Below are 19,169 nucleotides of genomic sequence, written 5' to 3' on the forward strand. Positions count from 1 at the left end.
TTATGTTTTAAATATTAGTAGAATTTATTATATTTATTGCCCTGTGTATCAAATTAATTCATGGGTAGCCCGAATTATATCTTTGTTAAATTCAAACGATTAAAAACCATGGCAGACAAAGAAGAAAAAATACTCAGTTATTACTCTGAATAACGAAAGCTTTAAGCAATTCCTCCTTTTAAGATATGGAGAAAGTTTTGAGATAAATGGGCTGGACAACAGCAAACAATTAGCCAGAGAATCTTTATTAGCACGCCTGTGGAATGAGCTATTCGTACTGGCTAACCATGCCATACAAAAAAACGGAGGCACAATTATGGGTTTTGAGCTTGTGAACGGACGCTTTGAAAGATGCGAAAACGGGCTTGATTATGGTTCATCCAATTCCATGTGGGTAATAAAGATGCAGGCAGCCAGAACATAGTTGTAACTAATTAAACATTTACTATAGCACAAACTATACAGCATTAAGGCCTTATCACGATTTTTGAGAAACTATCAGCCTTCGACTTTTGACTATCAAATTTTGCAAAATTGTCGAAAGCCAAAGTCACGACTGGCTTACAAGAAAGTTTGTGATAAGGTCTGTTGAGGAATAAAAATGAGGCGGTCTTTAATGGACCGCCTCATTTTTATTACCGTTACACAAACACTCAGTAATTAAGCCATTACCGGAATACGTTCAGCCAGCGAGTCCATTTCCTTTATTGCACTGCGGATCTGTCTTTCAGTAATCCCGCTGTACGAAAGCTGAAGCATAGCCGCCTGTTCAGAGTCCAATCTTTTCAGCTTCCAGTATTGCGGATGGCTGATGCCAATCGGTAATCGAAAATCCTGCTCATTGGCCTCCCTGATCAGTACCTCTATTTTTGTCTTTGTATCGGAATGATCCTGCGTACGCTCTCTGCTGACTATCAGCTTGACAGTACGTCTGGTTTCCAGAATGAATATTTTTTCATGTAACATTTGTCCTTGCTATTTAGAGTTTAAAAGTATTCTTATATGTGCTAACGCTGAGGTTAAAAAATTCCTGTTTTTACGCAAGTACTAACTGGTGGTAGTCCATTGCTTTCCTTTTAAAAATGGACAGGGCCCAGGTAAAAATGGTGCATTTGCCTGAATCATGATTCCTGATATTTTCATAAACTTCGAGAAAGGACTCCTGGAATAATAAATCTGTCGCCTGCTCGTCGTGTACAATTCTCAAAATGACACCGTACAAAGCAGCAGCATACCGATCATAGAAATATTCAAATGCATTAATGTCATTGCATTTCAGGGCTACTGCCAGCTCATCCTGACTATATATTCTGTTTTTTAACATTGCCCTAAATTTCGAACATTTGACTAGAATTTATATTACAAATTAATTCTAATTCAAGTTAGCAAGTATTTTTATAAAACAAAATTTTTATACTGTTTTTTTTATAAAATAAATATTTATGAAAGGCTTCTATTGATTTTACCATAATATAATCCTGTATTTATTTTAAAAACCATTTTAGAAAACTTTCAGATACAAACGGGTATATTATGATGATTTATACTTAATTAGATTGTTAACGATTTTTTTATTTGATAAAAAGCAACCATCCTTGGTATTTTATTATCTAACAGCAATTAACACATTTTTCATGAAATAATACATAAAAATATTAACATATATATATTTTACGAATTAATAATTGCTGTTTACATTCAATTCCGTACTTATACCAATACTAATTATCTGCGACTCCAAAATGATTTTAAGACTAGATATTAAAACTATAAGCAGCGAACAATACAATTCATACTACATTGCCATATCTTAATTTTACAAATTTGCTACGTTTTTGAACATTTAGGTTACACAATAAGATTCTATCTAATCAAATAAATTTTAGATTAAATAATATGGTTTTAGTACAATTTCTAATTATTGTGTAAATAAAAAAATTTCTTTTTATAACTATATGAGCTATTTTTAGGTTAATTATATACAAATTCTATTTTAGTAATATTGGAATATCACAATTTAAACCTGTTTGGTAATATGGCAACGAGACGAAACTTCCTGAAAAATTTTTCCATGGCTGGAATTATGCTTTTCAGTGTTCCGCCTTTTATTGTTCCAAAAAATGCTGAGGCAAAATCAAGGTTTTTTAGAAACCTGAAACCAGTAAGGAATTTTATTAGTGAAGAACCAGCAACAGAAAGCATTATTTTTAGTCGTTCCTCCTCTGCAACATATTTCAATTCAAGTGGGATTTTAAGTTATGCTCATCAAAACCTCTTAACATTTAGCGAAGACATTATCAATGATGGCTGGACAAAAGAAGGCAGCGCAGCAGATGCCGTCAATAACATTCGTGCACCGGATGGGTCAAAAACAGTGAATGTACTGACTGAAACCAATGAAAGAGAAGAACACCGGCTGAGCCACAGTGTGACGGTCAATATGGGGATTAAATATACTTTCAGCGTATACCTGAAAGCTGGTTCCTGTTCAAAAGCCAGGCTAAGCTTCATGAATCCTTCGAGTTACTCAGGAGGAAACCCGAATGTTTTTGTTGATTTATCTAATGGTACAATTCTATCCCGGACCGAAAATGTAATTAACAATACTATAACAGATGCTGGGGATGGCTGGTGGAGGGTATCAGTAACAGGTAATCCTGATAGTGGTACATTGTCCGGTTTTCAGCTATTTATGGCTAATGACTTTGGCCTTATCAATTATACAGGAACAGGCAGGGACTTATATATCTGGGGTGCACAATTTGAGGCTGGTACTGCTCCGGGCACATATTTTGCGACAACGGATCGTCCTTATGCCGGCGAGCGTTACAATTACGATCCGTCAACACGGAAGCTCAGGGGCCTGATGATTGAACCGGCAGCAACCAACCTGTTAAAACAATCCCTGGCACTCGACGATACGTCTATCTGGCTTTTCCGTAATGTGATAGTAAGAACGGATAGTTTTATCTCTCCTGACAATCAGTCAAAAGCAATAAAACTGGTAGAGGATTTTTCCCCGAATGCACATTTTATCCGTCCGGCAGTGAAACCTTCTGGTAAACATCGGACAAATTTACACGTTCAGTGTTTTTGTAAGGGCGGGAGAGCGGAAATGGGCGTATTTTAATCTTGAAGGTTCAACAGTGCATTTTGATCTTTCCGACGGAACAGTGAGCAGAAGTGTAAACCCTGCTTACATATCAGCGGATATATTGCCAATTGGAAATGGATGGTTTCGGTGCTCAGGAACGATCATGGCGGAAAAAACAGAAATGGATACTTGTATCGGAGTGGAAGTAACTGAAAATGAAAGGCAATACTGGGGAAATAATTACAGTGGAATTTATATATGGGGGCCGCAGCTTGAAGAAGGCAGCATTTCCACCAGTTATATTCCTACGGGCCCGGAGCCTTTGGAACGTAGTAGTGAAACATGCTGGCTGCTACCCCCATCTTCTTCGGTACACGATATATTAATCCAGAGAACCAACGGAGGCACCTGGGCCAGCAATGTATCGGATGCGTATGTAGTGCCAGTCTCGGAGTATGAATTACAGACCGGCAGTTTTTGGGAAGCCGGTACTTCAGCAAATGAAAAAGAAGAAATTGTAGAAACATTGTTTCCTCCTGAGTTTGTGAACGCAGGTTTCAGTACAAGGAAACTGGATATTTTTAAAAACAAATACAGGATACAAAGTCCGAACAGGAGCCATTCTGTAAACGTAGCAAAGAATAAGACAAGCCAGATTTATAAGTTTCAGCTCAACTCTGGCGACCAGTGGCTGAGCGATCTGGGAAAAGATAAAGAAAGGTCTGAATTATATTCTCTTGACAAAATGCCTTTCAATCAGGATGTGTGGCTGTCTTACGCTGTGAGAGTTGAACCGGGCAGTCCGGTTACATCCAAGTTTTGCCACTTTGGCCAGTTCCACGCTACCGAGGACCCTGGTGAAGCAGCGTCGGTACCCATATTGACATTTCGTTTTGTTGGAGAAGATGACCTCTCCATTACAACCTGTGCCAATACTGATCCGTTTGCAACTTATAATACTACCGGTGTTATCCGTTATAAAGGCAAATTACCTCGTGGCCAATGGGTCAGAAATGTAATGCGTATCCGTTTTTCGCACGACGAAGGACAATTGCAATGGTGGGAAAATGGTGTAGAAATGCTAAATCTGAGTGATGTTGGAATTGGCAACAATGATATTGTGGGCCCATACTGGAAATTTGGTATTTACCGTACCAAATCCGAAGAAAGCCTTATTGTAGAATACGCCAATATGGAACTTTCAACTACCTCATCACTTGAATCGCGTATTCAAAACCCGCTTTTGATTATGTAATATTTTTGTAAAACAAAACCTGGTTAATTACCTGCATGAAGCAGAGTGTTAACCAGGTTTTGATTATTAGAATATCCTTATTACTTATCGCTGTTTCACCACCACGATTTCCACCCTGCGGTTCATTTTCCTTCCGTCCTGCGTTGCATTGGAAGCTACTAGGATCAGACTCCCCTTTTGAACGTATTGTGATTTCCTGATCCGTAAGATCTGTATTTTTAACCAGCCAGTTTTTTACAACCTCTGCCCGATCCTCAGCCAATTTCTTGTTCTTATTTGTATTGCCGGTATTATCAGTATTTCCATAAACTGCAACCTGAATACCATTAAAGCGTTTTTTAATAGAACCTGAAATTTGTTTCAGCTGCACTTCTGCCGAATCCTGAATTTTACTTTTACCAGTGGCAAAAAGTATATTTTCACCCAAACCATAAATAGTATAATTGTCATTACCCTGAACTGAGATAGAGGAGTCAGTAACCTCATCGAATGTAACATCAGGAGAATTAAAGTCTATTTTATCCCATTCAGGCATTGTAATTGCCGCATTACCTGATGTGCTGTCACTACTTTCAATTACTGTTGTCGGCTGATCCTCTTCACATCCGCGCAAAAAAACTGCGGCTGCAGCCACAAGCAGCGCAATGATAAGCCAGATCCACCAAAATGATTTCTTTTTAGGTTGTACGTCAAGATTTGCCATAATTTAGTTTAATTAATTCAATTGTCTAAAATAATAGCTATGGGGCTCACCATAGCTACAATACCTGACATACTATTTCATTTATATTATTATTAATAGTTGCTTTGTTAAATTTCCATGCCAGGTACGGACCGTAACTCAAAACAGGGAGTCCATCAGAGGTTTAGCTTATACGTAAAACCAGCTTCAAAGCATTCATAAGTACAGATTAAATCCGCCATAACAACTCTTGAACCGGCCAGAACTGCACATACGTTATTGAGAAAACTTATACCCATTCGTAGCTAAAATCCCTTTTAACCAGACTTAAGGGTTTGTTTTTAAACACAAAGACGGCATAATGTGCAGTGGCACGTTTTTAGTCCGCACCAAACTATTCACATTAAATAATATTATTTATGAAATCAAGATATTCAGATGAGGACAGATATTCAGATGAAGAATACGAATCATCCAACGGAGGCGATTTCGCCATTGGTATCCTTGTAGGTGCAGCAATTGGTGCTTTGGCAGCTGTTCTGTTCGCACCAATGTCCGGCAAGGAAACACGTGAAAAAATAGTTGATCTGGCCGGTCAGCAAAAAGACAACCTTAAGGATCAATGGGACCGCACTAAGGAAGCAACCAAAGATGCGGTAAATACTGCAAAAGAAAAAATTGGAAACCTGACTGATAAGGCAGAGAATAAAGTTGAGTATTTTAGAGAAAAAACGAAAGATGAAGTAGATGAGTTATCGGACGATGCTATTTCAGAAATAGACAAATTCGATAAACGATATTAAGCCGGATCACATTTGGTTCACTCCGTTTCAGGAACTCATAATCAGGATTTGATTATACCTTTCACAGCCCGCTTCAAAAAGCGGGCTGTTGTGTTTAACAGATACTATTAAAATTGCGTTGTGAGACCATCCATAAATCATAACGAATTATTTATTAACAGTAAACCAGGAAGGCGACCCGGAATAAACAGGTATATTTTTGTTACGGATTCCCTGATTATGTTTAGTTTTTCTGAACTTGTACTGAGCGATAATTAACGTTATACCGGAAATAAAATGGAAGAATTGTGTACTGTAAAGCTGGCGATTGCAGATCGGTCAGCTCCGGCGGGAATATTTACGGCAGAGTTTCCAAAGTGGAGCCTGCCCGGAATCGGCGATCATATCCTGGTAAATAAAAATAGCTCCCAGATTGTTTTTCTGGTGCAGGGCAAAACGCACGTTTTTGAAAATGGCAGGTTTAAAGAAATATTATATGCCGTTTCAATTTATGAAGCGCCCGAATAAAAATGCTATGTACATTACAAAAAGTACCGGATCTTAATATTTATAAACATTACCAGAACCGAAGTCCAACTTTCAGCCCGACTCTCCTGAATTTTGCTTCAATTTGCTGATTACCGCTTGCGGCCAAACTTGAAGGCCGGTTGTCATAGATGCCATTCAGGCCATAATTAACAATCCCTTCAACAAAAAAGCCAAAGTCCTTTTTCTGCATTTCCAGTCCAAATCCTCCCTGGATTGAGGACACAAGTGTATTGAGAGGCCCCTTATCCCGTTTAGTTACCGAAGTTGCATAATTATCATACTGATAGCTTACCGGAATAATTTCTTCTCTTCCAATCTTTATGTACGGCCTTATTTTATCCGGGTTTGTATTGGAAGGATGTATCTTGATCACCAGTGAAAGACTTACGCCATCCAGTTTATAGCCTTCCTTTGCAAAACCTTCATTATTGAGGGCCTCGTATTGCGTATGCAGATACTCCACTCCTGCCACCAGGTCTACCGGATTGTGATGGTCAATAAATGAGATATCTATCCCACCCGAGGTAACCAGTCCGTAGCTCATTTTTACATCGCTGTTGGCGATTTTATAAACGGGGTAATTCGTGCCACCACCACCCGATATTCCTACACGAAACATGGGTTTAATTTCTTTGGACTTAATTTCTCCCAGCCCCTTTTCAATTTCCAGGTCTCTTTCAGCAGCATTGCAAACTTCAAGATCAGCCATTTGCGCGTATTTTTCCCTTGCATCCTTATATCTTCTTTTCTGCAAAAGTTTTAGAGCATCTGCCTTATAATTATTAAAAACACTTTCGCCTGATTGCATAGCAGCAATGGAATCGGCCAGGCTTTGGTAAGACTGTAAAATGACGGCCTTTTCCTCACAATCTGCGAGCTGAAATACGATCTCGTTCCATACTTTCCGGGCATCTTCCGGCTTGCAGGCTTCCAGTTTTTCGCGTATAACAATCACACCTTTGTTAAAAACCAGGATTCCGGCGCAGGCAGACGAAACTTCCTCATCCCTTGCATTTTCTTTCCCCTGTGCAATGGAGTCAAACTTTCTGGCGGCACTCATGTTCCCTGTCTTACGTGCCTGATCCGCATATCCTTCAAATGTTTTGGTACGGTCATTTTTTATGCAGAGTTCCAGGCTGGATTTCACATCCTGCGGCAGCTCTTCCACTGATTTAACCATACTGTCAATGCTGAAATAAGCACTCCTGACAGTTCTCGCATTTTCCACATCTGACTTAAGTGTACTGATCTTGGACTGAATACTTTTATACTGGGTCAAAGTATTGATCATGGATTGCGTAAAAGAAAACTGGTACCTGTTCTGGTTAATATAATTCAGGAGTAAATCAGTGTCACAATTCCGCGCAAAACTTACCATGGAATTTTCTCCTTCCAATTCCGCTGTTATTTGCTTTACTTTTAATTCAACAGAACCGATAACCGGCACACCTTTGATCCGCCGGTAACTTTCCAGAATATTCTTTTCTTCTTCACGCGACAAACTGCCGGATTTGGAACTCTTGTATCGTTGCCCCCATTCACGCAGTTCTTTGGTAATTTTCAGCCCTTCTTCATATTGCTCTTTCAGTGTACCCGAAAAATCCCCTCCATATTTTTTAGAAAGGCTGTAATCTTTTAATGCACCCAACGTATCCAGTTCACGAAGTTTCTTCTGTCCGTTATATGCGAGCTCAGCCGCCAGAATCTTCTTTTCGACATCCTTCACGCTGGAAGTGTTCTGACGTGTCATTTTTCTGACACATTCTTCGATCCGTATTTCAAACACATTCAGGCTCCCTACACCATCGGGATTTCTGTGCTTTTTATAGGCGTTGACTGCCTCGGCATAACGGCCGGATTTTTGCAGCTTTTGACCGTCGCTATACAGCTGTTTTAACTTTCTGACTTGTTTTAACCTGAATGAAAAATCAGGTTCATAAGCCTGGTAAAGTATAATAGCCTGGTCAAACTCGCCGGCTTCAAGCTTTTTTCAGCTTCTTCCCATACTGCCCACAATTCTCCTGATTTATCAACGGGTGTTTGTGCTCTGCCCGAAAAGCACCAGATGGAAGACGCAATGATCGTATATAGAATTATTCGCATACTTTCGGATTTGTGTTGGTTAATGTTGCTGCGTACTGGTAATATTCATTTGCTATATGATACAAATGAGGCGCATTCGCAGCTTTGAATGCCTCGCACTTTTCGTCTCCCAGCCTGTTATACAATCGGGCTAAATCTTTGTCTGATTGATTACCCCCTGTTCCTTTTACTGCAATAATTTCTCCCATGGGGTTTGCAGGTTCCTCCTCTTTGTCGTTCCTGTTATTTGAAGTTGCCTTTTCGGCCGGACTGATTTTTTCTTTTCTTTTGGAATGCCACTTTTCCAGATCCCGTTTCTGGTCGTCATTTAATGAAATCTGCAGGAGTTTTTTGTCGACTAAATCATTCCAGTTTTCGTTACTGCCCAAATCGTTCTGGAACTGCTGCCAAACCCATTTGATCTCCCCATATGACTCTACTTTATTAAGTTTTTTACTGGCGATTTCAAAGGTTGATGGCTTGATAATTAACCAGATTACGAAGCCAATGAACAGAAGAAAAGTTGATGCATAGATGGTGTATTTGTATCTGTAAAAAATCATAATAATCAGGTTGTTTGTTTTAAAAAACTGACTAATTGTATCTAATAACCGTTCCAAAGTCATTTTATTGTCGTTTTTTTTACCTCTTTTATTAATTTATTTTAATACAAAAAGTAAGGCTACAACGGAAAATATTTTCCCGTCAAATTCTGTGAATAACAGCTTCATTTTTTTGTAAAAGTATATTTATAAGCTAGTTACAAACAGTTCTAACACATCATCACTTCCTTAACTGTCATGGAATAATCTGCATACTTTTCCTGTAAGGCCATAAACAGCCTGTAACTGATTCAGGCAGGATTCAATCACATACTTTTTCTACCGTTAAGCTGTAATCGTAAATTATAAAAAAAACGATTATGAGTATACGCAATAACTACGGTTATTTTTTCTGGAAAAATAGACTTTTGGCAGGGTTGGGACTTATAGCGAAATTTTAACTTTATCTTTTATTATGTTGAAATTCACAAGAAAGAATAAAGCCGGAAATGTCTCAATCCTGCCATATACTGTATTGCTAACCGGTAACACATTAAGTTTATGTTACCACATTGTCAGGAAGACATAACTATAATACATTACACCTAATGCCCTGTTGATTTGTTGAATGTAAAACGGTAACGTTCCTGAACTTTTTCATCCTTTCCTTTATTCGAAGATACATGTTCTACTTCCAGTTTTATAAAAATAGCTTCCCGTTCTTTTTCCTGATTAAAAATTGACTCAATAATATCCGCCACATTTCCATGCCCCAATGACAATGCTTTACTTTCTAACTCCCTGTAGTTTTCGGATTGAAACTGTACAATTTTTTTGGCAGCCGAAATCAGTTCCAAATCGCGGGCAGCAGCTGTTAGTTCACTATTGGAAATAACCTTTTCTGCCTGCAGAATATGCTGCTGAATATTCGGATATGCATTTTTTGGACTTTTACCAAGATGATTAAATATTTGCTTTAGTTTAGAAATATGTTCCCCTGTCTGAGCTGCATATAAGTCAAATGTAGAGGTAAGTTCCTTTGAAACAGCACCTTTTGCAAAAAAGGGAAGTGCTTTTAACAAAGCTTGTTCTGCCCGGAATATTTGGGTAAGCTCATCAATGAATTCGGAATCCGATTGATGCCCTCCTGCACTGTTTGATTGTTGATCCGTTCCCATAGCTAACTTCTAAATAATCCAATTATTTATTTGGATTATTATATCAATTATTATTCCAGCAATGAGATTTTACACTGGTTTTAAGAAAAATAAATAGATATTTTTTCATAAAACCAGTAAAGGACGGTTACAAACAGAAATATGGCGTTTTATTTATTCTTTACTGCATTTAATATCTCGTCAAGAGTGCCTTTTACATTCATTACCATGTTGCTGTTATTGAGCATCTTATTATCCGATTCCACTTTACCACTGAATTTGCAGTTAAAATGTGTGCCTTTTTTGTCTGTAAGTAATTTCCACCCGGTTTTGAGAATATTGCCATCTGTAATTTCTGCGTGCATAGTCACATTGCGGCTTCCCTTAGCCGGAACGTTTACTACATTTTGCAAAGCCCCTTTCATTTCCATAGCGTCCTGAATGTTGAATAAAAAAGCACCATTACTGATTTTGAGCGGAAAAAGATTTGGATTAATTACCTCTACCTGCAAATACATACCTTTTGATTTCAGCGATAACGCATTCAGGTCCGCATCCTTTATTTTAAATTCCGGTATTCTCATTGCAGGCAGTTTTTTCGACACATTTAAGGTAACAATACGTTCATTGGCAATTGGGACATCTACCTCAAAAGTTGTTTTCATAGAATAAATTGCACTGTCGATTTTATTGTCATCAAAATATTTTAGAATCCGGGCCATAGGTTTAGCCAGCAATTCCATCGGTAATTCAATGGTCGAACTGTCGGAAGAATGGATGCTGACGGGTTTTTCGTAAGCATCTTCAATGACTTTTACTGAATCGATATAAATGGTATAATCAAGGCGCTTCGTATTAATTTTAATAGGAAGAGGATTATTGATCACTACCTTACTTTGGAGTTTGATCCGCTTATCATCCACGTCCGTTATCTGAAGCGATGCAAACCCAATACCCGGCATCAGCTTTTCAGCTGTCTCCTCTTTTGCGTGAATGGAAGAGGGAGATTTCCACCACCAAAAACCAAGTCCGGATATTAAAAGTATTATAATTAAAATCAGCCATTTATTGGTGCCCATTATCTTGCTGGTCAGAAGTTTCGAAAAGATAGTCCGATTAAAATTTCATGCCTAAATCATGTTCTTATGGAATTCGTTTCTAAACAATATAACAGGCAGGATATGTGCTGAATAATAATTACCTAATTGTTTATTTCGAATAACTATCACAATCATTTTGTAAAAACCACTAAAATAGGAAAGATGATATAGAAATGGAATCGGCTATCCTGCTCTTACACAGCAACTCCACATTATCAACTGGAACGATCTTTGTTATAACTCCGGAAACTGATAAATCTAATAACTAATGGACAGTATCAACCAACAACAGCAAGAGAAAAACCACGAAGATCTTTTAGGCCAGGAAGCGATTCAAAAAATTAAAGAACTGGCTAAAACAGCAGAAACCTGTTTTTTCTGTACAAAAATAACCACCGGACATGCATTGACTGTAAGACCAATGTCCATACGGAAAGTAGATGACGATGGGATTTTCTGGTTTCTCAGCGCAGAAGACAGCAACAAAAATGCCGAAGTCCAGTCTGATGCCAATGTGCAGTTACTATTTCAGGGCTCGGCCCATTCAGATTTTCTGAGTGTTTTCGGCAAAGCGACAGTCATGAAAGACAAAACCATTATCAAAGAATTGTGGGAACCGATCCTGAAAACGTGGTTTACCGAAGGCATTGACGACAATAGAATTACGATTCTGAAAGTTGAACCAAAAGACGGCTATTACTGGGACAACAAACACGGAAATGCCGTCGCATTTGCCAAAATGCTTGTCGGCGCTGCCATCGGAAAAACTCTTGATGATTCCATCGAAGGAAAACTGATTAAATAATATCTGGATTTTGTTTTACGCAGGTGCCAATAATAAAACATTACGCCCTGAAAGGTCATTTGAGTCCTTTCAGGGCATTTTCTATTTAGTAAAGGCCTATTTCATAAATGACGATTCACATCAGATAAAAAATGCAATAAATCATTCCCAAATTAAAAGCAGCATGACAAATGATTGCTCCCAAAATCGATCCGGACTGTTTTTTACATAAGAAAAATAACAGGCTAACCAGAAACATGGACGTTACCCAAATCAAAGTCGGAGCAACCAGAAATTCCCGTTGATTGCCGATAAAAACCAATCCAAAATGGGAAATGTGCGTTACTGCAAATGCAACACTATCTACAACAGATGCTTTGTTGTCACCAATTGACCTGGCAAATCCGGAATGAACAATTCCGCGGAAAAACAATTCTTCACCAACGGGGCTGAACGTCATACCGGTGATGGCCATTATAGTAAACAGAACTGCTTTATCGTTGGCATTTATTCCCGCTGGTATTTTGTAAGATCTTCCAATATAATTGTACCAGTTTTCATAGGTATTTCTGTAAAAACTATGTCCTAAAAAGTGCAGCAAAAAACTAAACGCCAGTCCGGAAACAAAAGCAAAAAGAAGCCATTGGTATTTTTTCGGCCTGATTAATCCAATTTCTTTTCGTCCGTATTTAGTCAGGAAAATAAAAGGGGCAAGATCGGAAACCAGCATGATAATTCCTATTGAACCATAATTACCTGTAACATTTGCATTTAAAACCAGCACGAAACGCGGAACACAAACGGCAAAAATCAGAAAAAGCCCGAATTTCCAGTTGAAGCTGAAAACTTTGGTCCAGAAGGGTTTTAGTTCTTGTTGCAAGTGCTCTTTAATTTTAAAATTTAATAAGATAGGGATAATAGCGAACTTACTAAGTCAACCACCGGTCAGTTTAGTATCACCAAATGCCTAACCTTAACAATGTTCTTAAAATTCAATACTAGCCAGTACTCACCAAATCCCCTCCACCCTAAAAACTTCCAGATCCTTCACCTCAATATTATTTCCCCAAAACTTCAAACCCTCCTTGTTCCCGGCAACGGGTTTCCGTTCCATTGAATATGAGTACGCTCCGCCGTCTATGAACACTTCAATTGAAGTACGGTCAATGTAGATATCAGCAATTATTTCTGTGCTGGTCATGTTTTCGGGGGAGTAGAAAACGTTATTGACCAGGTTGAAATTCAGGTCGTAGTTGATCAGATTTTGTCCAAAGAGATTTAGGCCTGCATTGGTTGCATGGGATAGTTTGATGGTTGTTTTTATGCGTAAACGGTCTGCGTTCTGAAATTCTTTTAGTTTGGCATTGGCGTTATCAGCAGTTAATGCGGATGACTTCTGAATTGATTTGAATAATTGCTCCGTTTCTTTTACCGGAACGCTGAACATCCTGACTCCGTCTTTAGTCGTCTTCAATGTCAGTTCCGTTGGCATCAGCATCATACCATTGAATGGCATGCCCGGATGCGACACTCTCCCCCAGCCCATCTGAATTCTTCTGCCGTCGGATTCTGGGATGTTGGTAAAGGTCTGTGCGGCATAAATAGTACCGGTTGTATAATAATGCTTGCCGGATTCCGGTTTGAAAGTTTTCCCATCAAATGAGCCGGTCATATATGTGTTGGATGCGCCGTACATTACCCATTTTGTTTTGTGCTTATCGCCGTCAACGGGCAATTCAAAAAGGTCAGGGCATTCCCAGAAACCGGTTACGTGACTTTCTGCATTCCATTCTTTGAGGTTTTTGGAGGTGTAAATGGTGTGTCCGTCCCTTTCATTCAGCACCATTACCCAGTGTTTGCCGGGTTTGTACCAGAATACGCGCGGATCCCTGGTATCCTTGCTGTTCCATTTCGACTTGGAATCTATGACCGGATTTTTATCATATTTCGTCCAGGTACGACCCTTATCCAGGCTGTACGCTACACACTGTATCTGCTTATCGGGATTGTCCACTGTATAAAGCGCAACCATTGCCGGTGTGTTTCCTTTGTTAAAACCAGCCGTATTATCGTAGTCTATCACGGTTGACCCGGAAAACATAGTTCCCAGGTTATCAGGACTTAAAGCTGTCGGAAGTTCTTCCCAGTGAACCATATCTTTACTAACTGCATGTCCCCAGGACATATTTTCCCATTCTCTTTCGTAAGGATTGTGCTGATAGAAAAGATGGTATTCGCCTTCGTAAAAGATCATCCCGTTCGGGTCGTTGTTCCATCCTCTTTTGGAAGTGAAATGAAATTGCGGACGGTTTTTTTCATTGTAAAGTGAATCCTGTCCTGCAATTTTATCATCCTGGTAAATCTTGCTCAGTGCTGCTGCATCCCCCTCATAACTGATCTTAATCGTTTGTCCCTGTAAAGCGGACAAATCACAAAATACCCAGTATTCAGGTTCATTTGCCAACCTTATTTTGAATGCACGTTCCTGTTTTCCATTGATCTCAAACTTCATCGTTTTTCTGTCCTGTTTTTGAGACACAGGCAGGTTGAGGTATTTATTGGTGATTTTGATGGTAATATCTGCGCCGCTTGCGTTGATAAAAAACAGAAAAATGAGGAATGTGGTAAGTATAGGTTTCATAATACGTTATAAGGTCTTGGTTTAAATTACTAAAACATGTATTTCAGAAAAAACTACTTTGGAACAGGGGTTTACGCAGAGTAGTCCAATAAGGATTTTTGTTTCGGTTAAAATAACTTTGGCAACAAAAGGCTGGCAGGAACCAAAAATTGGCACGAAGACTCTAAGACGCGAAGAATATATTACCTGAAAGCCTTTGTGACTTAGTGGCAAAATAGAAGGTATATAGTAGTAAAAGAAGTTGAAGGTACTGTGCGGCGCCTTAACTCCTCTTACTTTGCGTGAAACCTGCAATTAGTCCGCGAAATTATCTGGCAGCCGCTTAAACCATAAATTTTTAACCCTGTCATTTGACATTCGAAGTCCGGTAACTTTACCGCCTGAGTCCCGGACAACATCTATATTTCTTACGAACGACCACTCTGAATTCAGGCGATCTTTGCTGATTACTTTCAGATCCGTTTCACCATGATGTACATGAAGCATCTTTAGTTTGCTTCCTCTCGGTTCAATGGTGTAAAGCGTCTCCAGCTCAGGACTATAATATTTACCTGAGAATTGCCCGGCCATAAAATTCGTTAATGGCTCATACCGGACTCTGGTGGCCTGACGCTCTCCGTTTTGCCTGAGGGTAATTTTGTTAACCCGGCTCTCTTTTGTGATGTGAAAAATAATTGATGCCCCGATCGATTTCAAAAAGAAAGTCGTATCGGCAAACGGAAACATTTCTATCTGAGATTGTCCGTTGGCCCGTGCGTAATAATGATCACCTTCCCGTTTGAAAGACATAACGAAATCCGGCTCCTCATTAAGCGCGTATTCTCCCTGGTATTTCCTGAATAAAGTTGAATCAAACTTATATGCCGGGGGTGCAGAAGGTGAGGCTACAGGTGCCTGCCCTGGCATTTCTTCTTTTACAAGAGACGACAGAAAAATGTCCGCAACTTCAAAAATCTTTTTATTTATATTAAACTCGCGTTTATTACTCAGCACTATGAAGCCGTAATCTTCTTTTGGAAAATAACACAGGTATGACCCGAAACCAGCATCACCACCAGAATGTCCGTAATAGGCAAGTCCTTTAAATTCGTCATGCGTCAGTGCAAATGCGTATGGCAAAGTGTCACCCATTGTGAGCCTTCCGCGTTCCAGCATCTGAGTCATTGTTGCCTGTGTGCCGACCATTGGTGAGCGAAAATTTCCGATCCACTTTGCCAGATCATTTACTGTGGTAAAAAGACTCGTAGCACCAACATTCGCAAAACTCAAAACACTCTTTTTCACCGTGTCGGAAGATTCATGAAATGAATAAGCCCTGCCTTTCACAATACACTCATGGTCATTATAAAACAAGGAATTTTTCATGCCAAGTGCCTTGAAAACATGCTGATCTATCCAGACAGGAAAGGGTTTTTGGCCAACGCGGGCAACGATTTCGGCCAAAAGTGTGTAACCTGTATTGCAATAACCAAAAGCTGAACCCGGCTCAAAGTCCAGTTCTTTTTGTCGCTTTACCAGATTGAAAACCTGGTCCTTGGTGATCACATCATCCATACGCCATCCCGCCATTGTTAGCAACCTCCACTGATCCCGCAAGCCGCTCGTATGGTATATAAGATGGCGGATTGTGATTGTTTTTCCAAAATTAGGTACTTCTGGCAGGTACTTTTGAATAGAATCGTCCAGAGACAACTTACCTTCCTGCGCCAGTAAGACTATTCCATACGCCGTAAACTGCTTAGACACAGAGGCAACGTGAAAAATAGTTTCTGGTGTGATGGGCGCTCCTGTTTCAACGTCCGCTTCGCCAAACCCTTTGGCATAAATGAGTTTCCCCTGATAAACAACACCAACTGCCGCGCCTGGTTTACCAGGTTTGTTCAAGTCTGAAAACAGGGAATCTACCTGCGCTGCCTGCCTGGCAGACTGCGCTATAACAAATGAATGATTCTGTAAAAAGGTAATAGCAAGAAGAAGAGCTGGTAATATTGATCTCATGCTGATAAGGTTATAAGGGTAAGGAATTGATTTCAGGTTAAGTTAGATATTTTCATTCTTTTCACAAATCCGTCGAACATGAAAGGTTATTATTAATGTCAAATATGATCGCCCTGTATTTTTCTGCGTTTGTCTGACATTTGAATTTTACAAGTATTGATTTGAAAAGCACAAGGCCTGAAATTGATTGGCATAGTACTTTTGTAAAAGTTCGGCATTAGAAGTGATTGAAAACAATAAACTATAAGACAAAAAAATCAAAGATGAATATTTCAAATAATAAAATTTTAATAACCGGCGGCGGGTCAGGCATTGGCCTGGGACTGACAGAACGCTTCGTACAGGAAAATAATACGGTAATAATTTGCGGAAGAAGAGAGTCAGTACTCAAAGAAGTTACTGATAAATTTCCTTCTGTGATCACGAAAATTTGTGATTTGTCTGATGCAAATGAAAGAGAGGAACTTTACCAATGGATTGCGGACGAGCATAGCGATTTAAACGTGCTGATCAACAATGCCGGTATGCAACAGTGGATGTCCGTTTCAGATGATGACTTTTTCAAACGTGCACAGGAAGAAATTAGGGTAAACATTGAGGCTCCCTTACACCTGACCTCCCTTTTTGTTAACCTTCCGGCTTTGAAAACAATTATCAATGTCACTTCCGGACTGGCATTTACTCCTTTTGCCAAAGTGCCTGTATACTCAGCAACGAAAGCATTTTTCCGCTCCTTTACCCAATCTTTACGTGCGCTTGTAAATAGCAAGGGAATTGAAGTAATAGAAATGATCCCGCCCGCATTAAATACCGATCTTGGAGGAAAAGGATTACATGATCAGGCTCCGCCGGTAAGTGCATTTGTTGAGGCTGTTTTTGAACAAATGAAAGAAGGAAAAACAGAACTGACCTTTGGTACAAGCGGTACAAGGGCGAATGCAAGCCAGGAAGAGCTGCGTGCTGTTTTTAACCTGATGAACGGGGTGTCTTTTAAAGAACAGGAAAACTATCCGTCTGACTTTGACGGATGGTTTTCCTGTTTAAATTCACTAATAATTAAAACTTTTCAACAGATTTGAAAAGTTTTGCCTGATATTCCAGAAGTTCTTTTTTTGATTTGAAATGCGTTTTCTGTAAAATGGTATGGTAGTTATCCATGCAGGTATACATCACACTCAATTCATCATTTTTATATGACTGATCGTAAAAATACGTTCTATCTTTTTCTAAATAATCGTTAAAAACTGAGGCAAATTCTTCTGTTATCTGATCTATAAATAAATTATCACTTAACAGCAGCGTAATTGATTTTTTAAAGTCCCTCTCTGTTTCACTCAGAATTTTTAATTTTTCTTTTATGAGGTCAAATGGCGTTGTTTGAAAAATAAACCCGGAATTGTTTATCATCTCCACATACAAAGCAAGCCGTTCCTCATAAACCTGATTAACATGGAAAAACACTTTATACAAGGATTGAATTTTATCTCCGGTTTCTTGATTTTCAGCTGATTTTAATATGTAGTTATAAATATTAAAATCGTTGTTGTACAGCTCTGCCCTCACTTTGGTTTTATCCTTTTCAAGCTTAGGTATAAGCTCATCACAATCTTCGGGTGTGTAAGTGATACCGTCATAACTAAATGATTTTACAGAATAACTCCCTGTCTTTATCTGGTTTAGACTTTCGATATCGCTTTCCAATCCTGCCAATGTGTAAACGAGGTCAAGCGATTCATTGCTAAAGAAATTATGGTGTTTTAATGGGATCAGGCTTTGCACTGCCAGTAAAACATCATTGTCAATTTCGGAAGGATTTCTATTGTCGTAATAATTATTGTAAATGTCATCAAAGGAATTTTCACTGAAATCTTTTCTGAATTCTTCAATAAACTGTTCTCCACTCCTTTTTACAGGAAGGTTCGGGTAATTCACTAAGGAAAATAACATATCCGTCACATTATCCTGCAATGTTTCAAAGTTTGCGAACAAGCTTGCAGCAGGCCTGATATCGTTGCCTTTGGTTGGCAAATCGAGTGTATTAAGCTGTCGGACCCGGTCAGTAGTATTTGGATGTGATGCCCACTGGTTGGAAATTACAAGCTTCGATTTTTAGAACAGAATAGGCAAGAACACACAAAGCAAATGGAGAATGCAAGATAGCCAAATAAAGAGAATGAAGGCAAACACATACACAAAGATGGGTACACAACAGAACATGAAAGGTCAACTAGCAACACACAGCAAATAAATGGACACACATGGGAAGACATGAAAAGGCAAACGGAAGAACAGACACAAATCAACACACAATAACAAGACATGAACAACAACAAGGGCAGAAGAAAACAAAAGGGATAAAGAATACAATAAAGGCAAACACAAGATGAATACACACACACAGCCAACACATACACACAGAAGACACAAACAAAGGCAAATGAATGTAAATACACACACACACACACACAGAGGACACACACACACACACACACACACACACACA

The 19,169-nt window shown here is 39.1% G+C and carries 18 protein-coding genes; 6 read left to right on the forward strand and 12 right to left on the reverse strand.

Features of this window, described 5'->3' with window-relative positions:
- Nucleotides 1–660: 660 nt before the first annotated feature.
- Together KZC02_RS03095 and KZC02_RS03100 are read right to left on the reverse strand one after the other, a co-directional pair.
- Nucleotides 661–966, reverse strand: coding sequence for a hypothetical protein (locus KZC02_RS03095; protein ID WP_221392767.1), 306 nt, complete (start codon nt 964–966; stop codon nt 661–663).
- 70 nt (nt 967–1,036) lie between these two features.
- A complete protein-coding gene (locus KZC02_RS03100; RefSeq protein WP_221392768.1) occupies nt 1,037–1,324 on the reverse strand; it encodes an RNA polymerase sigma factor in 288 nt (95 codons plus the stop codon).
- A gap of 711 nt (nt 1,325–2,035) precedes the next feature.
- Between KZC02_RS03100 and KZC02_RS03105 the strand changes: the two genes are divergently transcribed.
- Together KZC02_RS03105 and KZC02_RS03110 are read left to right on the forward strand one after the other, a co-directional pair.
- Entirely contained in the window at nt 2,036–3,130 is a 1,095-nt protein-coding gene (locus tag KZC02_RS03105) for a hypothetical protein (RefSeq protein WP_221392769.1), read from the forward strand.
- A 16-nt stretch (nt 3,131–3,146) separates the two neighbouring features.
- Nucleotides 3,147–4,349, forward strand: coding sequence for a heparin lyase I family protein (locus KZC02_RS03110; protein ID WP_221392770.1), 1,203 nt, complete (start codon nt 3,147–3,149; stop codon nt 4,347–4,349).
- On the opposite strand, the gene KZC02_RS03115 is transcribed toward KZC02_RS03110, so the two are convergent.
- Entirely contained in the window at nt 4,342–5,052 is a 711-nt protein-coding gene (locus tag KZC02_RS03115) for an OmpA family protein (protein ID WP_221392771.1), read from the reverse strand. The two genes, KZC02_RS03110 and KZC02_RS03115, sit on opposite strands and share 8 nt — an antisense overlap.
- Before the next feature lie 398 nt (nt 5,053–5,450).
- On the opposite strand from KZC02_RS03115, the gene KZC02_RS03120 reads away from it, so the two are divergent.
- Together KZC02_RS03120 and KZC02_RS03125 are read left to right on the forward strand one after the other, a co-directional pair.
- A complete protein-coding gene (locus KZC02_RS03120; RefSeq protein WP_221392772.1) occupies nt 5,451–5,834 on the forward strand; it encodes a YtxH domain-containing protein in 384 nt (127 codons plus the stop codon).
- A gap of 276 nt (nt 5,835–6,110) precedes the next feature.
- Nucleotides 6,111–6,341, forward strand: a complete 231-nt coding sequence (locus KZC02_RS03125; RefSeq protein ID WP_221392773.1) for a hypothetical protein — start codon at nt 6,111–6,113, stop codon at nt 6,339–6,341.
- Between the two features lie 49 nt (nt 6,342–6,390).
- Here KZC02_RS03125 and KZC02_RS03130 read toward each other — a convergent pair whose 3' ends face one another.
- The 5 genes from KZC02_RS03130 to KZC02_RS03150 form a co-directional block, all read right to left on the reverse strand.
- Entirely contained in the window at nt 6,391–8,112 is a 1,722-nt protein-coding gene (locus tag KZC02_RS03130; RefSeq protein WP_221392774.1) for a PorT family protein, read from the reverse strand.
- A gap of 161 nt (nt 8,113–8,273) precedes the next feature.
- On the reverse strand, nt 8,274–8,465 hold the full coding sequence (locus tag KZC02_RS03135) for a hypothetical protein (RefSeq protein ID WP_221392775.1): 192 nt from the start codon (nt 8,463–8,465) through the stop codon (nt 8,274–8,276).
- Entirely contained in the window at nt 8,456–9,007 is a 552-nt protein-coding gene (locus KZC02_RS03140; protein WP_221392776.1) for a hypothetical protein, read from the reverse strand. The genes KZC02_RS03135 and KZC02_RS03140 overlap by 10 nt, the downstream gene beginning before the upstream one ends.
- Nucleotides 9,008–9,591: 584 nt before the next feature.
- Nucleotides 9,592–10,164, reverse strand: a complete 573-nt coding sequence (locus tag KZC02_RS03145; protein WP_221392777.1) for a DUF892 family protein — start codon at nt 10,162–10,164, stop codon at nt 9,592–9,594.
- A 149-nt stretch (nt 10,165–10,313) separates the two neighbouring features.
- Entirely contained in the window at nt 10,314–11,222 is a 909-nt protein-coding gene (locus KZC02_RS03150) for an LEA type 2 family protein (protein ID WP_221392778.1), read from the reverse strand.
- 289 nt (nt 11,223–11,511) lie between these two features.
- Between KZC02_RS03150 and KZC02_RS03155 the strand changes: the two genes are divergently transcribed.
- A complete protein-coding gene (locus KZC02_RS03155; protein ID WP_221392779.1) occupies nt 11,512–12,048 on the forward strand; it encodes a pyridoxamine 5'-phosphate oxidase family protein in 537 nt (178 codons plus the stop codon).
- Nucleotides 12,049–12,163: 115 nt separating this feature from the next.
- Here the strand turns inward: KZC02_RS03155 and KZC02_RS03160 are convergent, their stop codons facing one another.
- From KZC02_RS03160 to KZC02_RS03170, 3 genes are all read right to left on the reverse strand, one after another.
- Entirely contained in the window at nt 12,164–12,907 is a 744-nt protein-coding gene (locus tag KZC02_RS03160) for a CPBP family intramembrane glutamic endopeptidase (RefSeq protein WP_221392780.1), read from the reverse strand.
- A 129-nt stretch (nt 12,908–13,036) separates the two neighbouring features.
- Nucleotides 13,037–14,668, reverse strand: coding sequence for a glycoside hydrolase family 32 protein (locus tag KZC02_RS03165; protein ID WP_221392781.1), 1,632 nt, complete (start codon nt 14,666–14,668; stop codon nt 13,037–13,039).
- 294 nt (nt 14,669–14,962) lie between these two features.
- The gene (locus KZC02_RS03170; RefSeq protein ID WP_221392782.1) at nt 14,963–16,666 is read right to left on the reverse strand and encodes a serine hydrolase; all 1,704 of its coding nucleotides are present in this window, start codon (nt 16,664–16,666) and stop codon (nt 14,963–14,965) included.
- A gap of 263 nt (nt 16,667–16,929) precedes the next feature.
- Between KZC02_RS03170 and KZC02_RS03175 the strand changes: the two genes are divergently transcribed.
- Complete coding sequence (locus tag KZC02_RS03175; RefSeq protein ID WP_221392783.1) at nt 16,930–17,745, forward strand: SDR family oxidoreductase; 816 nt, start codon at nt 16,930–16,932, stop codon at nt 17,743–17,745.
- Here KZC02_RS03175 and KZC02_RS03180 read toward each other — a convergent pair.
- On the reverse strand, nt 17,723–18,694 hold the full coding sequence (locus tag KZC02_RS03180; protein WP_221392784.1) for a hypothetical protein: 972 nt from the start codon (nt 18,692–18,694) through the stop codon (nt 17,723–17,725). The genes KZC02_RS03175 and KZC02_RS03180 overlap by 23 nt on opposite strands.
- Nucleotides 18,695–19,169: the final 475 nt, after the last annotated feature.

Origin of the sequence: Dyadobacter sp. NIV53, from assembly GCF_019711195.1 — a bacterium.
Classification (GTDB): domain Bacteria; phylum Bacteroidota; class Bacteroidia; order Cytophagales; family Spirosomataceae; genus Dyadobacter.